Raw genomic sequence first — 25,241 nt, forward strand, 5'->3', positions numbered from 1 at the left:
GCCCGCGACTCCGCCGCACAAGTCGTCAAACCCGCCAACGACGCCATCGAACTCGGCTCCCCCTACACCGAGACCGACGCCTCGGCAGGTCTGGCCGTCCTGACCGGACAGTCCTCCAAGACCCTCGCCGAACAACAGGCCGCCCTCGGCCAGGCCAAGGCCGACCAGGCCGCCAAAGCCTCCGCCCAGGCCGCCGCCCTCGCAGCCGCAGCCGACGCCGACGCCAAGGCCGCCGCCACCGCGGCAGCCGACGCCGCCGCCTCCGCCGCCAAAGCCCTGATCTCCCTCAACAAGGCCAGAGCCTCCGCAGCCGAAGCGGCCACCGCCGCCAAAGCCGCCGTCACCGCAGAACAGCACACCGTCACCTACAACCAGCAGGCCACCGACGACGCGGCAGCCGCCGCCGGCGCCTCCACCACCGCCGCCGGCTACGCCACCGACGCCCGCGCCTCCGCCGACGCCGCAGAACAGGACGCCGCCACCGCCCGCAACGCCGCCAGCGCCGCCGAAACCGACGCCGCCACCGCCCGCGGCCTCGCCGACCAAGCCGAAGCCGACGCCACCACCGCCGAACAAGCCGCCGCCAACGCCCAACAAGCCGCAAAAGACGCCCAAGACGCGGCGGCCGACGCTGAGGAAGAAAAGGACAACAAGCGGCAATCTGACCAGCTGAGCAGCGGCGTCACCAACGGTTCTAGCGGAATTTACCTCAGCTACGACCTTGACGACACGATGAGCTCAGACGGTTTCTGTTCAGGCACCCACACTGGTGATGGCATTGGTTGTGAATACACGGTCAAGCACCATGTCACCGGCACAATTATGTATTTCGTCGCCTTCTGCCCCGTCCCTGACACGCTAGTCGCAGAGTGCATCGGCGATCTCGATTTCCGGTATCTGACAATGGCGACAGTCGACATCACGCACGAGCAGAAAGAGCATGTCGATGGCCTCGAGCTGACCGAGTCTGTCCTGATCGCAATCAAAGATGCGATGCTGGGACACATTGTCGGATGCGCGCAGTCACCGAGCCTCGGCGACTGCGCCTGGGCCGCCCTGGACATCTCACCAGTACTGCTTGGGACGATTTCCAAGATCGTCGAGTCGATGCGAGCGGCGGTCGCTGCCGGCGAGTCGTTGGATGCGCTCCAAGCGGCAATGGAGGCTCAGGGCGTCGGCCGGGGCGTAGCCTCCGGAATCGCTGACGGCGCCAAGGTGTCGGAGATCGTCGCCGAGGAAATGGGCAAGGTCAAGGAAATCGCCACGGCGCGCGGGACGACGCTCAGCGCGATGGGCAAGGATCTGTGGGGCATGAAGGACGGCAGCCTCGCCCTGCGCACCGCGGAGCACGTCGCCAAGGTGAAGGAGCTCCGCTACACCAAGGACGAGATCCAGAAGATCTACGCCGCCTACAAGCGGGTCGACGAGGTCAGTCCGACCAACCCCAGTGCCAACCAGCGCTGGCAGCTCATGCAGTACATCCTCGACAACTGGGGCTGATGATGAGATTCCGAGTCCAGGCCGGCGCCGACGCGCCGACCACCGTCGTGTTCGAGCCGTGGGGCGAGGAGCATGTGCTCGCGCCCGGCGACCACCTGGAGATCGTCTTCCCCTCGGGAGTGGATGACGACGAGATCACCATGGGCGTGGAGTACGCGGCCGGCAGCGTGATCCTGCACCAAGAGGTCATCGCGACAGTGCGCGTCTGGGATTCTGCAGGGAGGGAAATCAACCTGGTCTGATTCCCTGGGCAGCTCACAGCCCCGGTGCGTGGTGCTCAACAGGCGCCACCCACCGGGGCTTGTTCACCGGGCCTTCAAGACTCCGGACCAGGACGCCCAGCGTCATATGCGGTGTCGGGCCGTGCTCCGACCTCAGTCGCACGACCACCCAGCGGCATCACGGCGCCCCGTTCATCGCACCCCATTCCGCCGCCTCCACGCCCGCCACGAAGTGGTCGAACTCCCCCGCGCGGACGCCCTTCACGAACGCCTCCCATTTGGCGGGGGTGGTCACGGCCACGATGTCCGGCTGTTCGGTCTCGCGGATGTGAATCATCCCGTCGTCGCCGACGGTCGCTTCGAGGGCCACGAACGTCCTTCCCTGGAAAGGGTGGGTGAGTGCGAGGCCTTGAGGCTACCCAGCGGACGGCCTGCTCAAGGGGCCGTGGCGGGCAGCGGACTACCCGAAGGACTACAGGTCAGAAGCGGGCGGGTTCGGTGTAGGTGCCCCATTCGGCGCGCAGGGCGTCGCAGATCTCGCCGAGGGTCGCCTCGGCGCGGACCGCGTCGAGCATCGGGGGGATCATGTTGGTGCCGCCGCGGGCGGCGGCGAGCATGGCGTCCAGGGCGGCGCGGACGGCCGCGTCGTCACGGGTGGTGCGGCGGGCGGCGAGGTCGCGGACCTGCTCGCGCTCGACCTCGTGGCTGACCCGGAGGATCTCCAGGTCGCCGGTGACCGAGCCGTGGTGGACGTTGACGCCGACGACCTTCTTGTCACCCTTCTCCAGGGCGCGCTGGTACTGGAAGGCGGACTCGGCGATCTCGCCGGTGAAGTAGCCGTCCTCGATGCCCCGCAGGATGCCGGAGGTGATCGGGCCGATCGGGTGTTCCCCGCTGGGTACGGCCTTGGCGCCGAGCGCCCGGATCCGGTCGAAGATCTTCTCGGCGTCCGCCTCGATCCGGTCGGTGAGCGCCTCGACGTACCAGGAACCGCCCAGCGGGTCGGCGACATTGGCGACGCCGGTCTCCTCCATCAGCACCTGCTGGGTGCGCAGCGCGATCTCCGCGGCCTGCTCGCTGGGCAGCGCCAGCGTCTCGTCGAGGGCGTTGGTGTGCAGCGAGTTGGTGCCGCCGAGCACCGCGGACAGCGCCTCGACGGCGGTGCGCACCACGTTGTTGTACGGCTGCTGCGCGGTCAGCGACACCCCGGCGGTCTGGGTGTGGAAGCGCAGCCACTGCGCCTTGTCGGACGTGGCGCCGTACTCGTCCCGCATCCAGCGGGCCCAGATCCGGCGCGCGGCACGGAATTTGGCGATCTCCTCGAAGAAGTCCAGGTGCGCGTCGAAGAAGAAGGACAGGCCGGGCGCGAAGGTGTTGACGTCCAGGCCGCGCGACAGGCCCAGTTCCACGTAGCCGAAGCCGTCGGCGAGGGTGTACGCCAGCTCCTGCGCGGCCGTCGCCCCGGCCTCGCGGATGTGGTAGCCGGACACCGACAGCGGCTTGTACGCCGGGATCGAGGCGGCGCAGTGCTCCATCAGGTCGCCGATCAGCCGCAGGTGCGGGGCGGGCTCGAAGAGCCACTCCTTCTGGGCGATGTACTCCTTGAAGATGTCCGTCTGGAGCGTGCCGTTGAGCACCGCCGGGTCGACGCCCTGCCGCTCGGCGGCGACCAGGTACATGCAGAAGACGGGGACGGCGGGCCCCGAGATGGTCATCGAGGTGGTGACGTCGCCGAGCGGGATGTCCTTGAACAGGACCTCCATGTCGGCGGCCGTGTCGATGGCGACACCGCAGTGCCCGACCTCGCCGAGCGAGCGCGGGTCGTCGGAGTCGCGGCCCATCAGCGTCGGCATGTCGAAGGCGACCGACAGACCGCCGCCGCCCGCGGCCAGGATCATCTTGTAGCGCTCGTTGGTCTGCTGCGCGTTGCCGAAGCCGGCGAACTGCCGGATCGTCCACGTACGGCCGCGGTAGCCGGTGGGGTGCAGGCCGCGGGTGAACGGGTACTCGCCGGGCCAGCCGATCCGCTCGAACCCGGGGACGTCCACGCCGGCCGGCGGGCCGTACACCGGCTCCACGGGGTCGCCCGAGAGCGTGCTGAAGTCGGCCTCCCGCGTGCGGGCCGAGTCGTACCGTGCCTGCCAGCGCTGGCGGCCTTGCTCGATGCCTTGGGAGTCCATACCTTCGAATTTACTAGGACGTCCTAGTAAATGTCGATGGGAACACGGCCCACCGGGTGGTGAGCCGTGTCTCAGATCACGTACGGCGCCTACGGACAGCGGCCGGGATCCGGCGTCGGGCGCCGCGGGACGCCTCAGGCGTTGACGGGCTCGGACTTCTCCGGGTGGACCACCTTCGGCGCCAGCTCGCGCGTGACGCGGCGCTCCACGAAGAACGCGGCGGTCGGGACGGTGCCGGCCAGCAGCACCCAGGCCATCCGGCCGAGCGGCCACTTCGCCTTGTTGCACAGGTCGAAGGCGAAGATCAGGTAGACGACGTACAGCCAGCCGTGGGCGAAGCCGACGGCGGTGGTGAAGGTGCCCGCGCCATTGATGTCGAGGACATATTTGGCGATGACGCCGAGGGTGAGCGCGATCAGCAGCACGCCCGTCACATAGGCCATCACCCGGTAGCGGGTCAGCACGCTGGATTTCATGGCATCGAGCGTAGCCGCCGCGAAATGCCGGGCTCATCCGGGTACCGCCAAGGCCCGGGCCCGGGCCGGACGGCCAGGTCAGCCCTCGTCCGGATCAGACCTCGTCGAAGTCGCCCGCGGCTATCCGCAGCGGCCGCAGCAGCGCGAAGATCTCCGCGCACTCCTCGTCGTCGTAGACGCCGAGGCCGAAGTCCATGGCGACCAGGTCGCGGGTGGCGGCCTCGACGATCTCGCGGCCCTTGTCGGTGATGGTGGCCAGGGTGCCGCGGCCGTCGTTGGGGTTGGGGCGCTTGGCGACCAGGCCGGCCGCGACCAGCCGGTCCACGGTGTTGGTGACGGACGTCGGGTGCACCATCAGCCGCTCGCCGATCTTGGACATCGGCAGCTCGCCCGCCTTGGAGAAGGTGAGCAGCACCAGCGCCTCGTACCGCGCGAAGGTGAGCCCGTACGGCCGGACCACCGCGTCGACCTGGCCGAGCAGGATCTGCTGGGCGCGCATGATCGAGGTGATCGCCCCCATCGACGGGACGCCGCCCCAGTGCCGGGTCCACAGTTCGTCGGCGCGGGCGATGGGGTCGAAGGGCAGGCTCAGGGGCTTGGACACGCGGCTGAGCCTACCCGTCGGTCACATAGCGGGCACAAGTGTCTCGTCAGGCGAGAGCGCTCAGCGCGCGCCACGCCTGCGTGCTCGGATTCCACTCGCCGTATCCGTTGCCCTTGTCGACGGTGGCCCGGGTGGAGCCGGAGGTGATGACGAGGTCGCCGCGGACCGACGGGTCGAAGAACCACTTGGCGTCCGCGGTGTGCATGCCGATGCAGCCGTGGCTGCCGTTCCGCACGCCCATCATCGCGTCGTTCCAGGGCGCGGCATGGGTGTACGTGCCGGAGGTGGTGATGTTGACGGCGTACTTCACGTCCTTGTCGTAGAAGTCCGCCGAGTCCTCGGAGGTGGCGATGTCGACCGACGAGGACGTCATCCGGACCGTGGACTGCTTGCCGAGGTGGGGAAGGCGGGCTTGCCGCCGGGGCGGAGCTGCCCCCGCCCTTGCCGGCGGCGCCCGCGCCGGACGGGCCCGCCTTCGACCTCGGACGCCCGCTCGGCTACTACCAGCGGCAGTACGCGGCGCTCAACGCCGAACGGCCGGGCCGTATGCGGCTGTACACCGCGCGGTACGAGGGCGAGCTGCTGGCCGCGCACACCTTGCTGGCGGCGCCGGACGGCGGCCGGGTCTGGTACCAGACGGGCGCGTCGGCGGACCACCGGCGCGAGGTGCGGCCGAGCAACGCGCTGCAGTGGCGGATGATGTGCGACGCGCTGGCGGCGGGCGCGGGCGTCTACGACATGCGCGGGGTGCCGGACGGGCTCGACCCGGACGGGCACGGCTACGGGCTGCTGCGCTGGAAGACGGGGACCGGCGGGGAGGCGGTGGAGACCGTCGGCGAGTGGGAGCTGCCGCTCCAGGGCACCGTCAACAAGACGCTGCACCGGGCGATGCACGCGTATCTCACGCGGCGCTGACCCTGCTGCGTGCCGCCTCGTACGGGCGGCCCCGGGACCTTACGTGGCCGGGCTCACCGAGCCGCCGACCGGGCGGCTGCGCCGCACCGAGCGCAGCACCGGGATCACGCTGAGCGTGCCGAGGATGCCGGCGCCCGCGATCACCGCGTACGGCGGCACCCATTCGGCGACCGCGCCGCCGACGGTCATGCCGACGCCTTGCAGCGTCATGATCCCGGCGCCCAGCAGGGACATGGCCCGGCCGCGCATGTCGGCGGGCACGTCGTGCACGAACCATTTGTCGATGCCGAGCGCGTAGGCGGTGCTCACCCCGGTGAGCAGCAGCAGCACGATCGCCAGCGGCAGCGGCGGGTGCGCCACGAAACAGATGAAGGGCAGCATCGACACCCCGGCGAGCGGGATGGCGATGCGTTCGCGGGCGGCCGGGCTGAGCAGGGTGCCGGCGACCACCTCGCCGACGACGGTGCCCGCGGGCATCGCGGCCAGCAGGATGCCGAAGCCCGCGGAGCCGGCGCCGGCCGCGTCCGCGTAGGGCGCCGCGACGCCCTCGGCGACGACGCAGAACATCGGCGGCACCCACCACATCAGCATCAGCGAGCGGATCCGCGGGTCGCGGAAGAGCCGCCCGGCCGAGCCGATCGAGTCGCGCATCATGGCGCCGGTGCCGGTGACCCGGGCGGGCCGGTCGCGGGTGCCGAAGCGCAGCAGCAGCGCGGAGCTGACGAAGGTGCCGATGGTGACCAGCAGCGCGGTGCGCGGCGACAGCCACACCAGCACCAGGCCGCCCACGCCGTAGCCGATGATCTGCGAGCTCTGGCCGACGATCCGCACCAGGGAACGGCCGAGCACGAACACGTCGCCGGTGAGGATGTCGGCCAGGCTCGCCGCCCGCGTACCGGTGAACAGCGGGGTGATCATCGAGACGGACACGCGTAGCACGAAGAGAACGGCGAGCGGTGTGGCGGGCACCGCCATCACCGCGACGAAGGCCGCGCACAGCAGGTCGCAGGCGACCAGGACGCGGCGGGTGGGGAAACGGTCGGCGATGCCGGACAGCAGGATGCCGCTGAGCGCGTAGGGCAGGAAGCCGAGGGCGAAGATCAGCGCGGTGAGGATCGCGGAGCCGGTCTGCCGGAAGACGAGGACGGCGAGCGAGACCTCGGCGAAGACGCTGCCGAGGACGGACAGGATGTGCGCGGCGAAGATCGGCCGGAATTCCCGGACGGCGAAAACGGCACCGTAACCGGTGGGGGCGCCGTTGCCGTTCCCCTTGGTGGTGGGAGCGGGCTGCGAACCGGCCGGCGTTGGCGTGCGTCCGCCTGGTGGGGGGTGCTCGCTGTCCGTTGTCATGACATCACCCTGGTGGCATGAGCACTGCATATCGTAGTGTTTCGGTCTGAGCCGAATCTTGGGGGTCGTGATGTCGTTTCGTATGCGATTTGCGGCTGAGGAGCTGTTGCGCTGCCGCTTCGCGATATCACCCCTGCGAGAGACCCAGGGAGCCATACGTACCCTGTCCCGGCCCGACCGACACGGATACCACCTGCCGTGGTTGCGGCAGGTCAGAGCCGCGGCGGCCGGTCTCGACCTGGCGCCGCTGCGGCTGCTGGCACCCGATCACGGCTATCCCCCGGATTTCCTGCACCCCGCTCCCCAGGTACCGCTCGGCACGCTCGACGACGAACTCGCGGCGGTCCGCGCGACGCCCCCCGACGAGGCGCACCGGCAGATCACCGCCGCACTTGCACAGACCCCCGGCGCGGGGACGAGCCGGCGGGGCCGCGCCATGCTGGCCGACCCGGCCGCGACCGTACGACAGCTGGCGGGGCTGTACGAGCAGGTGTGGGCGGCGCTGCTGGCGCCGCACTGGCCGCGGCTGCGGGCGGTGCTGGAGGCGGACATCGCCTATCACGCGCGGCGGCTCGCCGACGGCGGCATGCAGCGGCTGTTCACCGGGCTGCACCCGAAGCTGGTGTGGTCCGAGGGCGCGCTCACCGCGGCGGGGCACACCTCTTTCCTGCCGGAATTCGGTGACGCCGACGGGCAGGACCAGGGCGGCCTGGTGCTGGTGCCCAGCGTCTTCTTCTGGCCCGAGGCGGGCAACGCCTTCGACCCGCCGTGGCAGACCACCGTGGTCTATCCGGCGCGCGGCATCGGCGGGCTGTGGGCCGAGACCGGCCCCACCGCGTCGGCCGCGATGATCGCGCTGCTCGGCACCAACCGGGCCGCGATCCTCAGCGGCCTGGACGCGCCCAGCACCACGACGGCGCTGGCCCACCGGCACGCCCTCGCCCTGTCGTCGGTCTCCGCGCACCTGGCGGTGCTGCGCGACGCGGGCCTGCTGGCGTCGCGCCGCTACGGGCACCAAGTGCTGTACGAGCGGACGCCGTTGGGGATCGCGCTGACGACGGGCGGGCTGTTCTGAACGCCCCGCTCCGTAGCGTCGGCAGCCGCGCCGCTACTGCGACAGGAAGCGCTCGACCGTCTCGACCTTGGACGTCAGACCGTCCGTGACGCCCGGCCGGATGTCGGCCTTCAGCACCAGCGACACCCGCGGCGCGCGCTCCTCGACGGCGGCGACGGCCCGGCGTACGACGTCCATCACCTCGTCCCACTCCCCCTCGACGGAGGTGAACATCGCGTCCGTACGGTTCGGCAGCCCGGACTCGCGGACCACCCGGACGGCGTCGGCCACGTATTCGCCGACGTCCTCGCCGACGCCCAGCGGGGTGACGGAGAAGGCGACGATCACGCGCCCGCCCCCTGGGCCGCGGCCTGGTCGGCGCGGGCCGCGACGACCGACTCCTCGGACTCGCGGCGCAGCATGCGCTCGGCGAAGAAGCCGCCGGTGGGCAGCACCGACAGCACGAAGAAGAGCACACCGCGGCCGGCCGTCCACTTCGCGCGCCGCCAGGCGTCGGCCCAGAAGACGACGTAGAGGATGAACAGCACGCCGTGCACCATGCCCATGACGGGCACCGCGTTGAAGTCGGTGGTGCGCTTGAGCACCGAGCAGACCATCAGCAGCAGGAAGGACACGGCCTCCGGGCCGGAGATCAGGCGCAGCCTGCGCAGGGCGGTGGCGGTCTTCAGGTCCACGAGAACCTCACTGTCGGCGACGAGGGCGGCACAGCCTTGTGATCACGTTCACAAGGACCCTCCCATTATCACCGGACCGTATCGATGGCCCGCCCCCGGGGTAGGAAACCGCGCGGCGGGCGATAGCGTCCCTGTCCACGACACCACCAGGACACCCACCAGCGACCGAGCAGCACCCGACCACGCTCACCCACGGGGACCGAGAGACGATGACGATGGACTGGGACCGGCGGCACTGCGCCCGCAAGGGCCACATCACCTACGCGCCCGACGAGAACCACCTGCGGCGCAATCTGCACGCGAGCACCGCGGTGGGCACCGTCTGGCGCTGCCTGCGCTGCGGCGACTTCGTCCTCGGTGAGCCGCACGGCTCGGGCCCGGCCGACCGGGCGCCGCTGATGCCGCGCGGGCGGGCGCTGCGCGACCTGTTCATCCTGCGCTTCCTGGCCGTCGAGCGGGTGCTGCGCGGGCTGCTGGTGATCCTCGCCGCGTGGGCGGTGTGGAAGTTCAGCAATTCGCAGGACTCGGTGCGCCGGCTCTTCGACGACGACCTGACCGTCTTCCGTCCGGTGGCCCGCCACTTCGGCTACGACCTGGACCACTCGCCGGTCGTCGACACCATCCAGAAGACCTTCGACTACAAGAGGTCGACGCTGCGGATCGCCGCCGGCGGCCTGGGCCTGTACGCGCTGATCGAGGTGGTCGAGGGCGTCGGCCTGTGGTTCGGCAAGCGCTGGGCGGAGTATCTGGCGGTGGTCGCGACCGCGGCCTTCCTGCCCATCGAGATCTACGAACTGACCGAGAAGGTCAGCTACTTCAAGATCGGCACCCTCGCGCTGAACATCCTCGCCGTCCTCTACATCCTCATCGGCAAGCGGCTGTTCGGCATCCGCGGCGGCCACGCGGCGTTCGAGGCGGAGCGGCGCGGCGAGTCGCTGCTGGAGGTCGAGGTCGCGGCGGGCGAGACCGTGCCGCCCCTCCCGGTACGGCCGCGGTCCGCGGCGGACAGCGTCTGAACCGCCATGGCACGCTTCCGGCTCCAGGGCACCCGGGTGCTCGCCGTGGACCTGACCGGCGACTCGGTCAAGGCCAAGAACGGCGCGATGGTCGCGTACGACGGCGAGATGACGTTCAAGAAGATGACCGGCGGCGGCGAGGGCCTGCGCGGCCTGGTCACCCGCCGGATCACCGGTGAGCACATGGCCGTGATGGAGGTGAAGGGGCAGGGCACCTGCTACTTCGCCGACCGCGCCACCGAGATCAACCTCGTCCGGCTGACCGGCGAGAAGCTGTACGTGGAGGCGAGCAATCTGCTGGCCACCGACGCGGGGCTGCGCACCGGCACCACCTTCACCGGGCTGCGCGGCGCCTCGCAGGGCAACGGGCTGTTCACCACCACCGTCGAGGGCACCGGCCAGGCGGCCGTGATGTCCGACGGCCCGGCGATCGTGCTGCGGGTGTCGGCCGCGACCCCGCTGACCGTCGACCCGGGCGCGTACATCGCGCACACCGGCGAGCTGCGCCAGCAGCTCCAGCACTCGGTGGGCTGGCGCACGATGATCGGCGAGGGCTCGGGCGAGAGCTTCCAGATCCGCTTCGAGGGCGAGGGCCTGGTGTACGTGCAGCCCAGCGAGCGCACCACGATCGGGGGGCAGCTCTAGATGGCGTTCACCCGGATCAACTCCAAGATGGTGGAGGCCCGGATCGTGCCCGGGCAGCGGATGTTCAGCCAGCGCGGCGCGATGCTGGCCTACCGCGGCGCCGTCTCGTTCACGCCCAGCATCACCGGCGGGCAGGGCGGTGTGATGTCGATGATCGGCCGCCGGGTCGCCAACGAGGCGACACCGCTGATGGTCGTCGAGGGCGACGGTTCCGTGATGTTCGGGCACGGCGGCCACCACATCCACTGCGTCGACCTCGCGGGCGAGACGCTGTACGTGGAGGCCGACCGGCTGCTCGCCTTCGACGGCTCGTTGCAGCAGGGCACGATGTTCATGGGCTCGCAGGGCGGTGTGATGGGCGTGATACGCGGCCAGGTCACCGGCCAGGGCCTGTTCACCACCACGCTCCAGGGCAAGGGCTCGGTCGCGGTGATGGCGCACGGCGGGGTCATCGAACTGCCCATCACCCCGCAGGCCCCGGTGCACGTCGACCCGCAGGCGTATGTCGCGCACCGCGGCGACGTGCGCAACAAGCTGTCGGCCGCGCTCGGCTGGCGCGAGATGGTCGGGCGCGGCTCGGGCGAGGCGTTCCAGCTGGAGCTGTCGGGGCAGGGCATGGTCTACGTACAGGCGTCGGAGGAGAAGCTGTGAGCGGCGGTCCGGTGGTCGGCGGCTTCGGTGCCGCGGGGGGCGACGGCGGGCCCGTCGTGTACGACCCGTACACCCTGCCGGCGGACGACAACGTCAATCCGTACGCCTTCTCCGTCGCGCTGGACGGGCAGTGGTTCCTGCAGAAGGGGAAGATGATCGCCTATTACGGGCAGGTCGACTTCCACGCCATCGGGTACGGACCGCTGGACCGGCTGGTGGCCGCGAACTTCCACTCGCCGCTGCACGCGGCGGACTGGGTGGTGGCGCAGGGCCGCGGGAAGATGCTGCTCGCGGACCGGTCGTACGACATCAACTCCTACGATCTGGACGACGGCAATCTGACCATCAGGTCGGGGAATCTGCTGGCCTTCCAGCCGGGGCTCGCGCTCAAGCAGTCGATCATCCCGGGCTTTCTGACGCTGATCGGCACCGGCAAGTTCGTGGCCGCCTCCAACGGGGCGGTGCACTTCGTGGAGCCGCCGATCCGGGTCGACCCGCAGGCGCTGGTCGGCTGGGCCGACTGCCCCTCGCCGTGCCACCACTACGACCACGCCTATCTGCGCGGTGTGCTCGGCGGCATCCGGGCGATGACCGGGATCGGCGGGGCGTCCGGCGAGGAGCACCAGTTCGAGTTCGTCGGCGCCGGGCAGGTGCTGCTGCAGTCCACCGAGACGCTGATGGCCGAACAGGCCACCGGCGGTGTGCCCGGCCAGGCGGGGCCGGGGGTGCCGGGCGCCGGTGCCCAGGGGCCCGGCGCGGGGCCCCGCTTCGGACGGTGACCGGGTCGCTACCCTGACGATCATCCGTCGACGTACCGCCGGTAGAATTCACTCCATGGAGACCGTGACCGAGCACACCGCCACCGCCTGGCTCAGCGAGGACGAGCAGCGCGCCTGGCGTATCCACTTGGACGTCAGCCGCCTGCTCATGTACCAACTGGAGCGCGACCTCCAGGCCTTCGGTCTGACCAACAACGACTACGAGATCCTCGTCAACCTCTCGGAGGCGGAGGACCGGCGGCTGCGGATGAGCGATCTGGCCAGGTCCACGCTCCAGTCCAAGAGCCGGCTCTCGCACCAGATCACCCGGATGGAATCGACCGGGCTGGTCCGCCGGGAGAACTGCGAGTCCGACCGCCGCGGTCTGTACGCCGTACTCACCGAGCACGGCTGGGAGACCATGCGCCAGGTCGCCCCCCGCCACGTCGCCTCGGTCCGCGCCCACTTCATCGACCTGATCCCCCAGGAGTCCCTGGCCGCCTACCACGAGGCCCTCCGCCCGGTCGCCGACCACCTCCGCGCCGAACGCACCAAGTAGCCCCACCGGGGAGGGCCGCGGGCGGCAATGTGGACCACCTGTGCCTGGTGGTCGAGCCGCTGGACTGGCAGGAGGTCATCGACTCCGGCGCCCTGACCGTGGTCGACGGCCCCGGCAAGCGGTACGGGGCGCGGGGCACGGCCACGTCGGTGTACGTGCGCGACCCGGACGGCAACACCGTCGAGCTGCGCTGGTACCCGCAGGACGCCTGAGCGGCGTCAGGCCCGGAAGCCGCAGGCCGGCCCCGCGGTCAGGGCCCGGAGTCGCCGGGCAGCCCCGCGGTCAGGACCCGGAGCCGCCGTCCCCGGTCAGCCCGGCGATCAGCTCGTCGGCCGCCGCGTACGGGTCGAGGGTGCCGTCGGCCACCCGCTCGGCGAGCGCGTCGAGGCGCCGGTCGCCGCGCAGGTCGCCGATCCGCGAGCGCAGCGCGGTGAGCGCGATGTTCTCGATCTCGCCCGCGGCCCGGCGGCCGCGGCGCGCGGCGAGCACCCCGCGCTCCTCCATCCAGGCCCGGTGCTTGTCCAGCGCCTCGATGACCTCGTCGATGCCCTCGGAGCGCGCGGCGACGGTCTTGACGATGGGCGGCCGCCAGTCCCCCGGTTCGCGGGACTCGCCGAGGCCCAGCATGTGGTTCAGCTCGCGGGCGGTGGCGTCCGCGCCGTCCCGGTCGGCCTTGTTGACGACGTAGACGTCGCCGATCTCCAGGATGCCGGCCTTGGCGGCCTGGATGCCGTCGCCCATGCCGGGCGCGAGCAGCACCACGGAGGTGTCGGCCTGCGCGGCGATCTCCACCTCGGACTGTCCGACGCCGACGGTCTCCACGAGGATCACCTCGCAGCCCGCCGCGTCCAGCACCCGGATCGCCTGCGGGGCGGCCCAGGCCAGGCCGCCGAGGTGGCCGCGGGTGGCCATCGAGCGGATGTAGACGCCGGGGTCGGAGGCGTGCTCGGACATCCGGACCCGGTCGCCGAGCAGGGCGCCGCCGGAGAACGGCGAGGACGGGTCGACGGCGAGCACGCCGACCCGCTTGCCCGCCTTGCGGTACGCCGTGACCAGCGCCGAGGTGGAGGTGGACTTGCCGACGCCGGGCGAGCCGGTGAGGCCGACCACGTACGCGCCGCCGGTCAGCGGCGCGAGCGCGGCCATCACCTCGCGCAGCTGCGGCGAGGCGCCCTCCACGAGGGAGATCAGCCGCGCGACCGCGCGCGGCCTGCCCTCCCGCGCCTGCTCGACCAGACCGGCGACATCCACCATCTGCACTCCCGAGTACCCGAATCCGTAGCTACCGCCGGCCGACCGCGACCGTCAGTTGCCCGCGACCTTGATGATCAGCGCGTCGCCCTGGCCGCCGCCGCCGCACAGCGCCGCGGCGCCGGTGCCGCCGCCGCGCCGCTTCAGCTCCAGCGCCAGGTGCAGCACCAGCCGGGCGCCCGACATGCCGATCGGGTGGCCGAGGGCGATCGCGCCGCCGTTCACGTTCACCTTTTCAGGTGTGACGCCCAGGTCCTTCATCGACTGGACGGCGACGGCCGCGAACGCCTCGTTGATCTCGATCAGGTCGAGGTCGTCGACGGTCAGGCCCTGCTTGTCCAGCGCGTTCCTGATCGCGTTGGACGGCTGGGACTGCAGCGAATTGTCGGGGCCCGCGACATTGCCGTGCGCGCCGATCTCCGCGATCCAGCTCAGCCCCAGCTCCTCGGCCTTGGCGCGGCTCATCACGACCACGGCGGCGGCGCCGTCGGAGATCTGGGAGGCGGTGCCTGCCGTGATCGTGCCGTCCTTCGTAAAGGCCGGGCGCAGCTTGGCCAGCGACTCGGTGGTGGTCTCGGGCCTGATGCCCTCGTCCTGCGCGAAGATCACCGGGTCGCCCTTGCGCTGCGGGATCTCCACGGGTGTGATCTCCGCCTCGAACAGGCCGTTCTTCTGCGCGGCGGCGGCCCGCTGGTGGGACTGGGCGCCGAATGCGTCCTGCGGGGCGCGCTCGATGCCGAGCCGGGTGTTGTGGTGCTCGGTGGACTCGCCCATCGCGATGTTGTCGAAGGAGTCGGTCAGGCCGTCGTACGCCATCGCGTCGAGCATCTCGATCGCGCCGTACTTGTAGCCCTCGCGGGACTTGGGCAGCAGGTGCGGGGCGTTGGTCATGGACTCCTGGCCGCCGGCCACCACGATGTCGAACTCGCCGGCCCTGATCAGCTGGTCGGCCAGCGCGATCGCGTCCAGCCCGGACAGGCACACCTTGTTGATGGTGAGCGCGGGCACGCTCATCGGGATGCCGCCCTTGACCGCCGCCTGCCGGGCCGGGATCTGGCCCGCGCCCGCCTGGAGCACCTGGCCCATGATCACGTACTGGACCTGGTCGCCGCCGATGCCGGCCCGGTCGAGCGCGGCCTTGATCGCGAAGCCGCCGAGGTCCGCCCCGGAGAAGCTGCGCAGGCTGCCCAGCAGCCTGCCCATCGGGGTGCGGGCACCTGCGACGATCACGGATGTGCGTGCCTGGCTGGTCATGGCGCGGCCCCTTCGGCTGAAGAGAGAAGTTAACGAGGGTTATCGTCAATGTACTGACCGGTAGAGGCCGGGTCACCCGTCGGAACGTGTGACGGCGCGCACGTTGCGTGACCACATATCCGTACGGTGCACTGTGGTCATGGCTACTGGGCTGACCCGTATCGACCACATCGGCATCGCGTGCTTCGACCTCGACGCCACCGTCGACTTCTACCGTGCCACGTACGGTTTCGAAGTGGCGCACAGCGAGGTGAACGAGGAGCAGGGCGTGCGCGAGGCCATGCTCCGGATCAACGGCACCTCCGACGGCGGCGCCAGCTATCTGCAGCTGCTGGAGCCGACGCGGGAGGATTCCGCGGTCGGCAAGTGGCTCGCCAAGAACGGCGAGGGCGTCCACCACATCGCCTTCGGCACCGCGGACGTGGACGCCGAGTCCGCGGCGATCCGCGACAAGGGCGTACGGGTGCTGTACGACGAGCCGCGCAGGGGGTCGATGGACTCCCGGATCACGTTCCTGCACCCCAAGGACTGTCACGGCGTGCTCACCGAGCTGGTCACCTCGGCGGCCGTCCTGGCGGGAAATGCCCCGTCGGAGACCGCAGAGGGCTCGCAGGACCACTGACCCAACCCCCGTCCTGCCCGGTAGAGTGACCGGGCCGACCGGGGTGGGCACATAGGTACGCTCCCGCTCCGCGACGTTGATCTGACACCATTCCTCTTACAGCTCCGTCTTCGAACGGAGCGACGGGGAATCTCACCCGGTTGGCGGGTGAGAACGCCAGGAGACCGATGGGACCGCGGAGTGCGGGGCAACGACAGCTACCAGGCTGACGACCACCTCTCTCAGCTCGAAGCCGAGATGGAGCGGCTTCGTACCGAGCGGGGCAAGGCCGTCGACCACGCCGACGACCTCGGATACCAGGTCGAGGTGCTGCGCGCCAAGCTGCACGAGGCGCGGCGCAATCTGGCGTCCCGCCCTGCCTACGACAACATCGGCCACCAGGCCGACCAGCTGCTGCGCAACGCGCAGATCCAGGCCGACCAGCTGCGCGCCGACGCCGAGCGCGAGCTGCGCGAGGCCCGCGCCCAGACCCAGCGGCTGCTCCAGGAGCAGGCCGAGCACCAGGCCCGTTTCGAGGCCGAGTGGCACGCCGAGGCGATCGCCCGGCGGCGGCAGCTCGACGAGGAGCTGGGCGAGCGCCGGGCCACCGTCGAGACCCACGTCAATGAGAACGTCGCCTGGGCCGAGCAGCTGCGCGCCCGCAGCGAGTCGCAGGCCAGGCGGCTGCTGGACGAGACCAGGGCCGAGTCCGAGGCGGCGCTGGCCGCCGCCCGCGCCGAGGCCACCCGGGTCGCCGAGCAGACCCGCGACCGGCTGACGTCCGAGGCGCAGGCGGCCCGCAACGAGGCGGAGCAGCTGCTGCGCCGGGCCCGCGCCGACGCCGAGCGGCTGCTGACCGCCGCCTCGTCGCAGGCGCAGGAGGCCACCACCGAGGCCGAGCAGCTGCGCACCACCACCCGCAGCGAGTCCGACGAGGCCAGGTCCCGGGCGATCGAGCTGTCCCGGCTGGCCGAGGAGCGGATGCGGGAGGCCGACGAGGCGCTGCGCAGCGCGCGCGCCGAGGCCGAACGGCTGCGCGAGGAGGCCACCGCGGGCGCCGCCAAGCGCCTGGCGGCCACCGAGACGGAGAACGAGCAGCGCACCCGTACCGCCCGGGCCGAGATCGCCCGCATGGTCGCGGAGGCCACCAAGCAGGTCGACGCCGCCAAGGCGGAGGCCGAGCAGACCGTCGCCGACGCCACCGCGGAGGCCGAGCGGATCCGCACCGAGGCGCAGGAGAAGGCCCGCGCCGCCGCCTCCGAGGACGCCGCAGCCCAGCTCGCGCAGGCCGCGAGGTCCGCGGAGGAGATCCTCACCAAGGCGTCCGAGGACGCCCGCTCCACCACGAAGGCGGCCGGCGAGGAGGCCGAGCGGATCCGGCGCGAGGCCGAGGCGGAGGCCGAGCGGCTGCGCAGCGAGGCCGAGACGTCCGCGCAGGAGCTGCGGGGCGCCGCCCAGGACGACACCGAGGAGTACCGCGCCAGGACCGTCGAGCTCCAGGAGGAGGCCAGGCGGCTGCGCGGCGAGGCCGAGCAGCTGCGGGCCGACGCGGTCGCCGAGGGCGAGCGGATCCGCGGCGAGGCCCGCCGGGAGGCCGTCCAGCAGATCGAGGAGGCCGCCAGCCGGGCCGAGGAGCTGCTGGCCAAGGCCAAGGCGGACGGCGACGAGGTGCGGCAGAGCGCCGGCGCCGAGGCCGACCGGATGCGCACCGAGTCCGTGGAGCGCGCCTCGGCGCTGAACACCAAGGCCGAGGAGGCGCTGCGGCACGCCCGCGCCGAGGCCGAGGAGCTGCGGCAGGAGGCGGAGCGGCAGGCCGCGGCCGTCAAGGAGGAGGCCGAGCAGGCCGCCCAGGCGCAGCGCGCCGAGGGCGACACCGTCGTGGCCCGGATGCGCGAGGAGGCCGAGACCGATCTGGTCCGGCTGCGCGAGGAGGCCGAGGCCCGGGTCGCCGCCGCCGAGCAGACCGTGCGGGACGCCGACGCCGAGGCGGAGCGGCTGCGCCGGGAGGCCGGCGAGGAGGCCGAGCGGCTGCGCGCGGAGACCGCCGAGCGGGTCCGTACGCTCCAGGAGCAGGCCGAGGCCGAGGCCGTACGGCTGCGGGACGAGGCCGCCGCGGACGCCGCGCAGACCCGCGCGGAGGGCGAGAGCGTCGCCGTACGGCTCCAGGCGGAGGCCACCGCGGAGGCCGAGCGGCTGCGCGCCGAGGCGCAGGAGCATGTGGAGCGGGTCCGGGCGGAGGCGGCCGCCGCCGCCGAGCGGCTCGGTACGGAGGCCGCGGAGGCGCTGGCCGCCGCGCAGGAGGAGGCGGCGCGCCGCCGCCGCGAGGCCGAGGAGGTGCTCGGCAGCGCCCGCGGCGAGGCCGAGCAGGAGCGCGCGCAGGCCCGCAGGGAGAGCGAGGAGCTGCTGGCCGCGGCCCGCAAGCGGGTCGAGGACGCGGCGACGGAGGCCGACCGGCTGGGCGCCGAGGCCGATCAGCGGGCCGCGGAGGCGGTCGCGGCGGCCGAGGCCACCGCGCAGCAGGTGCGCGACGCGGTGGCCAATCTGCACCAGGAGGCCGAGGAGGAGATCTCCGGGCTGCGCTCGGCGGCCGAGCACGCGGCGCAGCGGCTGCGCACCGAGGCCCAGGCCGAGGCGGACCGGCTGCACGCGGACGCCAACTCCGAGCGCGAGCGGGCCTCGGAGGACGCGGCCAGGGTCCGCCGGGAGAGCCAGGAAGAGGCCGAGGCGGCACGGCAGTTGGCCGACCGTACGGTCTCGGAGGCGATCGAGGAGTCGGACCGGCTGCGGGCCGAGGCGCGCGAGGACGCCAACCGGATGCGGACCGACGCGGCGGGCCAGGCCGACCAGTTGGTCACCAAGGCCCGCGAGGAGGCCGAGCGGCTCGGCATCCTCGCCAAGGACGCGCTGGAGACCGCCGAGCGGGAGGCCGAGGAGTCGCGGACCACTTCGCAGCGCATCCTCGACGAGGCGCGCGAGGCGGCCAACAAGCGCCGCAGCGAGGCCGCGGAGCAGGCCGACGAGCTGATCGGCAAGGCGCAGGAGGAGGCCCGCAGGACCGCGGCGGCGGCCGAGGAGCAGGCCGACACGATGGTCGGCGCGGCCCGCGGCGAGGCGGAGCGGATCGTCAACGAGGCGACCGCCGAGGGCAATGGCATGGTGGAGCGGGCGCGCACCGACGCCGACACCATGCTCGGCGAGGCCCGCGCGGACGCCACGGCGATAAGGGAACGTACCGAGGAGCTGCGCGTGCGCGTGGAGTCCGAGGTCGAGGAGCTGCACGAGCGGGCCCGCAAGGAGGCCGCGGAGGCGATGAAGACCGTCGGCGAGCGGGTCGACAAGCTGGTCACCGCCGCCACCGAGCAGCTCGCCGAGGCGGAGCAGAAGGCCGCCGAGATCAAGTCCACGGCCACTTCCGAGGCGAGCAAGGTCCGTATCGCCGCGGTGAAGAAGGTCGAGGGCCTCCTGAAGGAGGCCGAGCAGAAGAAGGCCGAGGCCGAGCGCGAGGCGGAGCGGGTCAAGGGGGAGGCCCGTGCCGAGGCCGAGCGCATCGTGGCCGAGGGCAAACGCGAGTTGGAGATCCTCGTGCGCCGCAGAGAAGACATCAACGCGGAAATCTCCCGTGTCCAGGACGTGCTGGAGGCGCTGGAGTCGTTCGACGCGCCCGGCGGGGGCGTCACCGCAGGTGCCGGCGCGGGAACCACCCGATCGAGTGGCAAGCGTATCGACGATGCTCCACTCGATTGAGCGGACATTCTCCATACCTATACGGCAATGGCTCGGTGACACGCCGTCCGGGCCCCTAGGATTCCCCCTATCACCTCAACCGGTCTGAATTGACAGGAACCCCATGAGCGACACTTCCTCCCCCTTCGGCTTCGAGCTCGTGCGGCGCGGATACGACCGCGGACAGGTGGACGACCGCATTACGAAGCTCGTCGCCGACCGTGACAGCGCACTGACCCGGATCACCGCGCTGGAGAAGCGCATCGAGGAGCTGCACCTCGAAACCCAGAACGCCCAGGCCCAGGTCAACGACTCGGAGCCGTCGTACGCGGGTCTCGGTGCCCGTGTCGAGAAGATCCTCCGCCTCGCCGAGGAGGAGGCGAAGGACCTGCGCGAGGAGGCCCGCCGGGCCGCCGAGCAGCACCGCGAGCTGGCCGAGTCGGCCGCCGCCCAGGTGCGCAACGACGCGGAGGCGTTCGCCTCGGACCGCAAGGCGAAGGCGGAGGACGAAGGCGTCCGCATCGTCGACAAGGCCAAGGGCGACGCGTCGCAGCTGCGGGCCGACGCCACGAAGGACGCGCAGAACAAGCGCGAGGAGGCGGACGCCCTCTTCGAGGAGACCCGCGCCAAGGCCGCCCAGGCCGCCGCGGACTTCGAGACCAACCTGGCCAAGCGCCGCGAGCAGTCCGAGCGCGACCTGGCGAGCCGTCAGGCCAAGGCCGAGAAGCGCCTGGCGGAGATCGAGCACCGAGCCGAGCAGCTCCGTCTGGAGGCGGAGAAGCTGCGCACCGACGCCGAGCGCCGGGCCCGCCAGACGGTGGAGACCGCGCAGCGCCAGTCCGAGGACATCGTCGCGGACGCCAACGCCAAGGCCGACCGGATCCGCAGCGAGTCCGAGCGCGAGCTGGCGGCGCTCACCAACCGCCGCGACAGCATCAACGCGCAGCTGACCAACGTCCGCGAGATGCTGGCGACGCTGACCGGTGCGGCGGTCGCCGCCGCGGGCGCCCCGGCCGACGAGGAGCCGATCTCGCGCGGCGTCCCGGCCCAGCAGTCCCGCTGACCCGGCCGACGCCGACGGCCCGCTGACCGTTCGGTCCCGCTGAACGGGAGCTGAATCCCGGTCGACGCTTTGCCCGACACCCCCGTCCGTACCGGGCGGGGGTTTCGGTTTCCCGGACACCGGTTGCTAGCCTCGCCCCCATGATTGAGTTGCAGGGGCTCACCAAGCGGTACGGGGACAAGACCGCAGTCGACAATCTGACCTTCACCGTGCGCCCCGGCGTGGTGACCGGCTTCCTCGGGCCCAATGGCGCGGGCAAGTCCACGACGATGCGGATGATGCTGGGGTTGGACAATCCGACCGCCGGTAACGTGCGGATCGACGGCAAGCACTACGCGCAGCTCAGCGAACCGCTGAAGTACATCGGCGCGCTGCTGGACGCCAAGGCGATCCACGGCGGGCGGACCGCGTACAACCATCTGCTGTGCCTGGCGCAGTCCAACCGCATCCCCCGGCACCGGGTGGACGAGGTGCTGGACACCGTCGGTCTGACGGCGGTGGCGAAGAAGCGGTCCAAGGGGTTCTCGCTCGGCATGGGCCAGCGGCTCGGCATCGCTGGCGCGCTGCTCGGCGACCCCGAGATCCTGATGTTCGACGAGCCGGTCAACGGTCTCGACCCCGAGGGCATCCACTGGATCCGCAATCTCATGAAGGGGCTGGCCGCGCAGGGCCGTACGGTCTTCGTCTCCAGCCACCTGATGAGCGAAATGGCGCTGACCGCCGAGCACTTGATCGTGATCGGCCGCGGCCGGCTGATGGCCGACACCTCGATGGCGGAGTTCATCGAGAAGAACTCCCGCTCGTACGTGCGGATCCGCACGCCGCAGCCGGAGCGCCTCAAGGACGTGCTGACCGCTGCCGGGTTCACCCCGGTGACCACCAGCGACGGCACCTTCGAGATCCAGGACGGCGACGCGGCGCAGCTCGGTGAGCTGGCCGCCCAGCACCAGTTGGTGCTGCACGAACTCAGCCCGCAGCGGGCTTCGTTGGAGGAAGCGTTCATGCAGCTCACCGCGGAGTCGGTGGAGTACCACGCGGGCGGCGTCGCCCCGCCACCGGGCATCGACGGCGGTGCGGCGGGGATGCCGCAGGCCGCCGGTCAGCAGGCCCCGCAGCAGCAGTGGGGCGCGCAGTGGCGCGACTCCGGCACCGGAAAGGGGAAGTGACATGGCGTCACCTTCTGCCGTCCTCCAGTCGGAGTGGACGAAGATCAAGTCGGTGCGGTCCACGATCTGGACGCTGGCGCTGGCCTTCATCGTCACCGTCGCGCTCGGCGCGGTGATCTGTCTGGTGTTCAACAACACCTACAGCGACATGTCGGACTCGGACAAGGCCACCTTCGACCCGACGAACACCGCCTTCTTCGGCATGTCACTGGGCCAGTTGGCGCTGATCGTCTTCGGTGTGCTGGTGATCTCCAGCGAGTACAGCACCGGCATGATCCGCACCTCGCTGGCGGCGGTCCCGCAGCGCGGCATGTTCTATTTCTGCAAGGTCGCGGTGGCGGGCCTGCTGGCGCTGGTGGTGGGCATGGCCACCAGCTTCATCACCTTCTTCCTCGGCCAGTCGCTGCTGGGCTCGCACAAGGCGAGCATCGGCGACCCGGGGGTGCTGCGGGCGGTCTTCGGCGCCGGGCTGTACATGGCGCTGATGGTGCTGCTGTGCGTGGGCGCCGCGTCGATGCTGCGCAGCCCGATGCTGGGCCTGGGCATCCTGATGCCGTTCTTCTTCCTGGTCTCGCCGATCCTGTCGGCGGTGCCGAAGGTGAAGTCGGTGGCGAAGTACTTCCCCGACCAGGCCGGCCAGAAGATCATGCAGGTGGTCAACGACCCCGACAGCCACACCTCGTACGGCCCCTGGGGCGGTATCGCGATCATGGCGGTGTGGGTGGTCGTGGCGCTGATCGGCGGTTACGCGGTGCTGGCCAAGCGCGACGCCTGACGGTCGCGGGGCGCCGGCCCTGACGCCGGGCGGGCGCCGGGCCCGACTCCGGATCGTTGTCAGTGGCCCGTGGGGGGAACCAACCCCCACCGGCTACGCTTCCTCCCTCACGGGGGCGAGTCGCCTCCGTTGCAGCGAGGGGCGGAGCATGATCCAGGCAGTCGGCCTGACCAAGCAGTACGGCGGGAAGACCGCCGTGTACAACCTGTCGTTCCAGGTGCGGCCCGGCACCGTCACCGGATTCCTCGGCCCCAACGGCTCGGGCAAGTCCACGACGATGCGGATGATCCTGGGCCTGGACGAGCCGACGTCCGGCCAGGTGACCATCGGCGGGGTGCCGTACCGCCAACTGCCCAACGCGCCACGCAAGGTGGGGGCGCTGCTGGACGCGAAGGCGGTGCACGGCGGCCGCAGCGCCCGGCAGCATCTGCTCTGTGTCGCCCAGCTCTCCGGCATCCCGGCCCGCCGGGTCGACGAGGTGCTGGGCGTCGTGGGCCTCCAGGACGTGGCCTTCCGCCGGTCCAAGGGCTTCTCGCTCGGCATGGGCCAGCGGCTCGGCATCGCGGGCGCGCTGCTCGGCGACCCCGGGGTGCTGCTCTTCGACGAGCCGGTCAACGGCCTGGACCCCGAGGGCATCCACTGGGTGCGCAATCTGATGCGCAAGCTCGCGAGCGAGGGCCGCACCGTCTTCGTCTCCAGCCATCTGATGAGCGAGATGGCGCTGACCGCGGACCATCTGATCGTGATCGGCCGCGGGCAGCTGCTGGCCGACATGAGCGTCAAGGACTTCATCGCGCACCACTCGACCGGCTACGCGCTGGTCCGCACGCCCGCCGAGGGCAGTGAGCGCGAGACCTTCGACAAGGCGCTGGCCGAGGCGGGCGGCACCGTGCAGGCCGAGCCGGACGGTGCGCTGCGGGTGACCGGCCTGGAGCTGCCGAGGATCAGCGACATCGCGTACGACAGCGGCGTCCGGCTGTGGGAACTCTCCCCGCACCAGGCGTCGTTGGAGGAGGCGTACATGCGGTTGACCAGCGGCGCGGTCGACTACCGCTCGACGCAGGACCCGCGCCGGGGCCTCCAGTTCCAGCAGCAGGCGCAAGCCTGGGGCCAGCAGCCGTACGGGCCGCCGCAGCCGCCCTACGGACAGCCGCAGCCGTACGGACAGCCGGGATACGGCCAGCCCGGACACGGTCAGCAGCCGTACGGCCAGCAGCCCGGCTGGGGCTGGCAGCCGCCGCAGGGACAGCCACAGGGTCAGCCGCCGGCCGCGCTCCCGCCGCAGCAGCCCCCCGCCGTACCGACCGCCCCGGCCGCGCCTCCGGTGCCGGCCGCGCCCACGGCCCCCGCCACCCCCGCCCTGAACCTGGACAAGTCCGACAGCGAGGACGCCCGATGACCGCCCCGGCCCAGTTCCCGGCCCCCGCGCCCTTCGGCGGTGGCCCCCAACAGCCGCAGTACACCTCGCAGTTCGCCCCGTCCTTCGGCTCGCAGCTGCCGGTCGAGCCGACCACGCTCGGGCAGGCGGTGCGTTCGGAGTGGACGAAGATCCGTACCGTCCGCTCCACGGTGTGGACGCTCAGCGTCATGCTGGTCCTGGTGATCGGCATCAATCTGCTGGTCATCGTGCCGATCAACGACGACAACGACCCGACAGTGCCGGTGCTCGCGCCGGGCCTTTTCGGGCTGCTGCTCGGCCAGTTGGCGGTGATCACGCTCGGCGTGCTGGTGATCACCTCCGAGTACGGCACCGGCATGATCCGTACGACGCTGACCGCGTGCCCGAAGCGGTCGCGGGTGCTGACCGCCAAGGCGATCGTCTTCTTCCTGCTCTCCTTCGTCACCACCACGGTCGCCTGCACGATGACCGCGCTGATCAGCTGGAGCGTGCTGTCGGGCAAGACCCCGGGCGGCTACGACCTGCACGGCGACCACCCGGGCGTCGTCATCAAGGACGGGGTGACCTCGGCCAGCGGCACCGAATGGCTGGGCGCGACCATCGGCGTCGGCCTCTATGTGGCGCTGCTCGGCCTGCTGGCGCTCGCCGTCGGCACCCTGCTGCGGCACTCGGCGGGCGCGGTCAGCGCCATGCTCGGCGTGGTGCTGCTGCCGCTGCTGGTCGCGATCTTCCTGCCCAGCGGCCTGGACACGGCCCGCGAGAAGCTGGTGAAGTACTCCGCGCCCAACTCGCTCGCCTCGCTTTACCACTTCCCGATGATCGGCGACGGCGACCAGAACGGGGTGCCGCAGCTCATCGCGCTGGCCGTCGTCACGGCGGTGCTGCTCGGCGCGGCCTACGCGGCGCTCACCACCCGGGACGTGTAGGACCGTTCACGGACGGCCACAGGCGTTCACGGACGTTCACGGGGAAACCGACACTTCGTGATCAATAACGGGGAGCGTTACGGGACCGCTGCACCCTGCTGGTGCGGCGGTCCCTCGCGTTCCAGCACGCGCGGTGCCAGTGCCGCCGGTCGTCCACTCCCCCGTGCTCGCGCCAGGCCACCACATGACCGACACCCGGCGGGATCTCCTGGTCGCAGCCGGGGCAGCGGTAGTGCTTGGCGGAGGCGCTGCCCGCGATCGGGCGGACCACCCACTCCTCGCCCTGCCACTCCTCGGTGCTGCCCGCGCCGATCCCCGATTCCCGCTGTTCCTCGCGGTCCTCGGCACGGCCCGTGCGGGGCGGGCGGTTACGTCGCGGCGACACGGGACACCTCGCGCTCTGCTGGCTTTCGCGGACTCTGCGTCAAGGGTACGCGGACGCCGCGCCCGTACCGGAAC

25 protein-coding genes and 3 pseudogenes are annotated in these 25,241 nt (G+C 71.4%); 17 read left to right on the plus strand and 11 right to left on the minus strand.

The window, feature by feature from the left end:
* Positions 1 to 1,500, plus strand: a pseudogene (locus tag BM076_RS36705) (hypothetical protein); the annotation flags it as partial.
* Positions 1,500 to 1,742 carry a hypothetical protein gene (locus tag BM076_RS20310; protein WP_093715069.1) on the plus strand — a complete coding sequence of 81 codons (243 nt, stop codon included), beginning with the start codon at positions 1,500 to 1,502 and terminating at the stop codon, positions 1,740 to 1,742. The pseudogene BM076_RS36705 and the gene BM076_RS20310, both read left to right, overlap by 1 nt.
* A gap of 157 nt (positions 1,743 to 1,899) precedes the next feature.
* On the opposite strand, the gene BM076_RS20315 is transcribed toward BM076_RS20310, so the two are convergent.
* The 5 genes from BM076_RS20315 to BM076_RS20335 all read right to left on the minus strand — a co-directional run bounded on the left by BM076_RS20315 (position 1,900) and on the right by BM076_RS20335 (position 5,354).
* Entirely contained in the window at positions 1,900 to 2,091 is a 192-nt protein-coding gene (locus BM076_RS20315) for a DUF397 domain-containing protein (RefSeq protein ID WP_245796169.1), read from the minus strand.
* A gap of 109 nt (positions 2,092 to 2,200) precedes the next feature.
* Positions 2,201 to 3,901, minus strand: coding sequence for an acyl-CoA mutase large subunit family protein (locus tag BM076_RS20320; RefSeq protein WP_093715070.1), 1,701 nt, complete (start codon positions 3,899 to 3,901; stop codon positions 2,201 to 2,203).
* A 134-nt stretch (positions 3,902 to 4,035) separates the two neighbouring features.
* On the minus strand, positions 4,036 to 4,377 hold the full coding sequence (locus BM076_RS20325) for a DUF3817 domain-containing protein (RefSeq protein WP_093715071.1): 342 nt from the start codon (positions 4,375 to 4,377) through the stop codon (positions 4,036 to 4,038).
* Positions 4,378 to 4,471: 94 nt separating this feature from the next.
* The gene (locus BM076_RS20330) at positions 4,472 to 4,981 is read right to left on the minus strand and encodes a MarR family winged helix-turn-helix transcriptional regulator (RefSeq protein WP_093715072.1); all 510 of its coding nucleotides are present in this window, start codon (positions 4,979 to 4,981) and stop codon (positions 4,472 to 4,474) included.
* A 46-nt stretch (positions 4,982 to 5,027) separates the two neighbouring features.
* Positions 5,028 to 5,354: a L,D-transpeptidase gene (locus tag BM076_RS20335; RefSeq protein ID WP_093715073.1), complete on the minus strand. Its 327-nt coding sequence runs from the start codon at positions 5,352 to 5,354 to the stop codon at positions 5,028 to 5,030.
* Between the two features lie 101 nt (positions 5,355 to 5,455).
* Here BM076_RS20335 and BM076_RS20340 point away from each other — a divergent pair.
* Positions 5,456 to 5,896: pseudogene (locus tag BM076_RS20340) on the plus strand (lipid II:glycine glycyltransferase FemX); the annotation flags it as partial.
* Between the two features lie 39 nt (positions 5,897 to 5,935).
* On the opposite strand, the gene BM076_RS20345 reads toward BM076_RS20340, so the two are convergent.
* Positions 5,936 to 7,246 (minus strand): MFS transporter, encoded by a 1,311-nt coding sequence (locus tag BM076_RS20345; RefSeq protein ID WP_093715074.1) that lies wholly within the window; start codon positions 7,244 to 7,246, stop codon positions 5,936 to 5,938.
* A 70-nt stretch (positions 7,247 to 7,316) separates the two neighbouring features.
* Between BM076_RS20345 and BM076_RS20350 the strand changes: the two genes are divergently transcribed.
* The gene (locus BM076_RS20350; protein WP_093715075.1) at positions 7,317 to 8,321 is read left to right on the plus strand and encodes an ArsR/SmtB family transcription factor; all 1,005 of its coding nucleotides are present in this window, start codon (positions 7,317 to 7,319) and stop codon (positions 8,319 to 8,321) included.
* 33 nt (positions 8,322 to 8,354) lie between these two features.
* Here the strand turns inward: BM076_RS20350 and BM076_RS20355 are convergent, their stop codons facing one another.
* Together BM076_RS20355 and BM076_RS20360 are read right to left on the minus strand one after the other, a co-directional pair.
* Positions 8,355 to 8,648: an MTH1187 family thiamine-binding protein gene (locus BM076_RS20355; protein ID WP_093715076.1), complete on the minus strand. Its 294-nt coding sequence runs from the start codon at positions 8,646 to 8,648 to the stop codon at positions 8,355 to 8,357.
* Positions 8,645 to 8,995, minus strand: coding sequence for a DUF3817 domain-containing protein (locus BM076_RS20360; protein ID WP_093715077.1), 351 nt, complete (start codon positions 8,993 to 8,995; stop codon positions 8,645 to 8,647). The genes BM076_RS20355 and BM076_RS20360 overlap by 4 nt, the downstream gene beginning before the upstream one ends.
* Before the next feature lie 209 nt (positions 8,996 to 9,204).
* Between BM076_RS20360 and BM076_RS20365 the strand changes: the two genes are divergently transcribed.
* From BM076_RS20365 to BM076_RS20390, 6 genes and pseudogenes are all read left to right on the plus strand, one after another.
* Positions 9,205 to 10,011 (plus strand): DUF2127 domain-containing protein, encoded by an 807-nt coding sequence (locus tag BM076_RS20365; RefSeq protein WP_093715078.1) that lies wholly within the window; start codon positions 9,205 to 9,207, stop codon positions 10,009 to 10,011.
* A gap of 6 nt (positions 10,012 to 10,017) precedes the next feature.
* On the plus strand, positions 10,018 to 10,656 hold the full coding sequence (locus BM076_RS20370) for an AIM24 family protein (protein WP_093715079.1): 639 nt from the start codon (positions 10,018 to 10,020) through the stop codon (positions 10,654 to 10,656).
* Entirely contained in the window at positions 10,657 to 11,307 is a 651-nt protein-coding gene (locus tag BM076_RS20375; protein ID WP_093715080.1) for an AIM24 family protein, read from the plus strand.
* Between the two features lie 11 nt (positions 11,308 to 11,318).
* The gene (locus tag BM076_RS20380; protein ID WP_093715241.1) at positions 11,319 to 12,086 is read left to right on the plus strand and encodes an AIM24 family protein; all 768 of its coding nucleotides are present in this window, start codon (positions 11,319 to 11,321) and stop codon (positions 12,084 to 12,086) included.
* Positions 12,087 to 12,141: 55 nt separating this feature from the next.
* A complete protein-coding gene (locus BM076_RS20385; RefSeq protein WP_093715081.1) occupies positions 12,142 to 12,624 on the plus strand; it encodes a MarR family winged helix-turn-helix transcriptional regulator in 483 nt (160 codons plus the stop codon).
* 23 nt (positions 12,625 to 12,647) lie between these two features.
* Positions 12,648 to 12,836: pseudogene (locus BM076_RS20390) on the plus strand (VOC family protein); the annotation flags it as partial.
* A gap of 70 nt (positions 12,837 to 12,906) precedes the next feature.
* Here the strand turns inward: BM076_RS20390 and meaB are convergent.
* Together meaB and BM076_RS20400 are read right to left on the minus strand one after the other, a co-directional pair.
* A complete protein-coding gene (meaB, locus tag BM076_RS20395) occupies positions 12,907 to 13,878 on the minus strand; it encodes a methylmalonyl Co-A mutase-associated GTPase MeaB (RefSeq protein WP_093715082.1) in 972 nt (323 codons plus the stop codon).
* 51 nt (positions 13,879 to 13,929) lie between these two features.
* Positions 13,930 to 15,129, minus strand: coding sequence for an acetyl-CoA C-acetyltransferase (locus BM076_RS20400; RefSeq protein ID WP_093715083.1), 1,200 nt, complete (start codon positions 15,127 to 15,129; stop codon positions 13,930 to 13,932).
* Between the two features lie 139 nt (positions 15,130 to 15,268).
* On the opposite strand from BM076_RS20400, the gene mce reads away from it, so the two are divergent.
* From mce to BM076_RS20435, 7 genes are all read left to right on the plus strand, one after another.
* On the plus strand, positions 15,269 to 15,751 hold the full coding sequence (mce, locus tag BM076_RS20405) for a methylmalonyl-CoA epimerase (protein ID WP_093715084.1): 483 nt from the start codon (positions 15,269 to 15,271) through the stop codon (positions 15,749 to 15,751).
* A 180-nt stretch (positions 15,752 to 15,931) separates the two neighbouring features.
* Positions 15,932 to 19,474, plus strand: coding sequence for a polarized growth protein Scy (gene scy, locus BM076_RS20410; RefSeq protein ID WP_093715085.1), 3,543 nt, complete (start codon positions 15,932 to 15,934; stop codon positions 19,472 to 19,474).
* Between the two features lie 103 nt (positions 19,475 to 19,577).
* Complete coding sequence (locus BM076_RS20415) at positions 19,578 to 20,516, plus strand: coiled-coil domain-containing protein (protein ID WP_093715086.1); 939 nt, start codon at positions 19,578 to 19,580, stop codon at positions 20,514 to 20,516.
* 140 nt (positions 20,517 to 20,656) lie between these two features.
* On the plus strand, positions 20,657 to 21,682 hold the full coding sequence (locus BM076_RS20420) for an ABC transporter ATP-binding protein (protein WP_093715087.1): 1,026 nt from the start codon (positions 20,657 to 20,659) through the stop codon (positions 21,680 to 21,682).
* Position 21,683: 1 nt separating this feature from the next.
* Positions 21,684 to 22,457 carry an ABC transporter permease gene (locus BM076_RS20425; protein ID WP_093715088.1) on the plus strand — a complete coding sequence of 258 codons (774 nt, stop codon included), beginning with the start codon at positions 21,684 to 21,686 and terminating at the stop codon, positions 22,455 to 22,457.
* A gap of 148 nt (positions 22,458 to 22,605) precedes the next feature.
* Complete coding sequence (locus tag BM076_RS20430) at positions 22,606 to 23,856, plus strand: ABC transporter ATP-binding protein (RefSeq protein ID WP_093715089.1); 1,251 nt, start codon at positions 22,606 to 22,608, stop codon at positions 23,854 to 23,856.
* Positions 23,853 to 24,782 (plus strand): ABC transporter permease subunit, encoded by a 930-nt coding sequence (locus BM076_RS20435; RefSeq protein ID WP_093715090.1) that lies wholly within the window; start codon positions 23,853 to 23,855, stop codon positions 24,780 to 24,782. The genes BM076_RS20430 and BM076_RS20435 overlap by 4 nt, the downstream gene beginning before the upstream one ends.
* Positions 24,783 to 24,843: 61 nt before the next feature.
* On the opposite strand, the gene BM076_RS20440 is transcribed toward BM076_RS20435, so the two are convergent.
* Positions 24,844 to 25,167 carry an ATP/GTP-binding protein gene (locus BM076_RS20440; RefSeq protein ID WP_093715091.1) on the minus strand — a complete coding sequence of 108 codons (324 nt, stop codon included), beginning with the start codon at positions 25,165 to 25,167 and terminating at the stop codon, positions 24,844 to 24,846.
* Between the last annotated feature and the right edge of the window lie 74 nt (positions 25,168 to 25,241).

This window comes from Actinacidiphila alni, assembly GCF_900112845.1.
Taxonomy (GTDB): domain Bacteria; phylum Actinomycetota; class Actinomycetes; order Streptomycetales; family Streptomycetaceae; genus Actinacidiphila; species Actinacidiphila alni.

What these genes read in the sequence shown, in the direction of transcription:
- BM076_RS20400 (WP_093715083.1), bottom strand. Translation starts at nt 15,129, where the DNA reads ATGACCAGCCAGGCACGCACATCCGTGATCGTCGCAGGTGCCCGCACC.
- BM076_RS20335 (WP_093715073.1), bottom strand. Translation starts at nt 5,354, where the DNA reads ATGACGTCCTCGTCGGTCGACATCGCCACCTCCGAGGACTCGGCGGAC.
- BM076_RS20345 (WP_093715074.1), bottom strand. Translation starts at nt 7,246, where the DNA reads ATGACAACGGACAGCGAGCACCCCCCACCAGGCGGACGCACGCCAACG.
- mce (WP_093715084.1), top strand. Translation starts at nt 15,269, where the DNA reads ATGGCTACTGGGCTGACCCGTATCGACCACATCGGCATCGCGTGCTTC.
- BM076_RS20310 (WP_093715069.1), top strand. Translation starts at nt 1,500, where the DNA reads ATGATGAGATTCCGAGTCCAGGCCGGCGCCGACGCGCCGACCACCGTC.
- BM076_RS20425 (WP_093715088.1), top strand. Translation starts at nt 21,684, where the DNA reads ATGGCGTCACCTTCTGCCGTCCTCCAGTCGGAGTGGACGAAGATCAAG.
- BM076_RS20385 (WP_093715081.1), top strand. Translation starts at nt 12,142, where the DNA reads ATGGAGACCGTGACCGAGCACACCGCCACCGCCTGGCTCAGCGAGGAC.
- BM076_RS20435 (WP_093715090.1), top strand. Translation starts at nt 23,853, where the DNA reads ATGACCGCCCCGGCCCAGTTCCCGGCCCCCGCGCCCTTCGGCGGTGGC.
- BM076_RS20415 (WP_093715086.1), top strand. Translation starts at nt 19,578, where the DNA reads ATGAGCGACACTTCCTCCCCCTTCGGCTTCGAGCTCGTGCGGCGCGGA.
- BM076_RS20370 (WP_093715079.1), top strand. Translation starts at nt 10,018, where the DNA reads ATGGCACGCTTCCGGCTCCAGGGCACCCGGGTGCTCGCCGTGGACCTG.
- BM076_RS20420 (WP_093715087.1), top strand. Translation starts at nt 20,657, where the DNA reads ATGATTGAGTTGCAGGGGCTCACCAAGCGGTACGGGGACAAGACCGCA.
- BM076_RS20320 (WP_093715070.1), bottom strand. Translation starts at nt 3,901, where the DNA reads ATGGACTCCCAAGGCATCGAGCAAGGCCGCCAGCGCTGGCAGGCACGG.
- meaB (WP_093715082.1), bottom strand. Translation starts at nt 13,878, where the DNA reads ATGGTGGATGTCGCCGGTCTGGTCGAGCAGGCGCGGGAGGGCAGGCCG.
- BM076_RS20375 (WP_093715080.1), top strand. Translation starts at nt 10,657, where the DNA reads ATGGCGTTCACCCGGATCAACTCCAAGATGGTGGAGGCCCGGATCGTG.
- BM076_RS20365 (WP_093715078.1), top strand. Translation starts at nt 9,205, where the DNA reads ATGACGATGGACTGGGACCGGCGGCACTGCGCCCGCAAGGGCCACATC.
- BM076_RS20430 (WP_093715089.1), top strand. Translation starts at nt 22,606, where the DNA reads ATGATCCAGGCAGTCGGCCTGACCAAGCAGTACGGCGGGAAGACCGCC.
- BM076_RS20350 (WP_093715075.1), top strand. Translation starts at nt 7,317, where the DNA reads ATGTCGTTTCGTATGCGATTTGCGGCTGAGGAGCTGTTGCGCTGCCGC.
- BM076_RS20325 (WP_093715071.1), bottom strand. Translation starts at nt 4,377, where the DNA reads ATGAAATCCAGCGTGCTGACCCGCTACCGGGTGATGGCCTATGTGACG.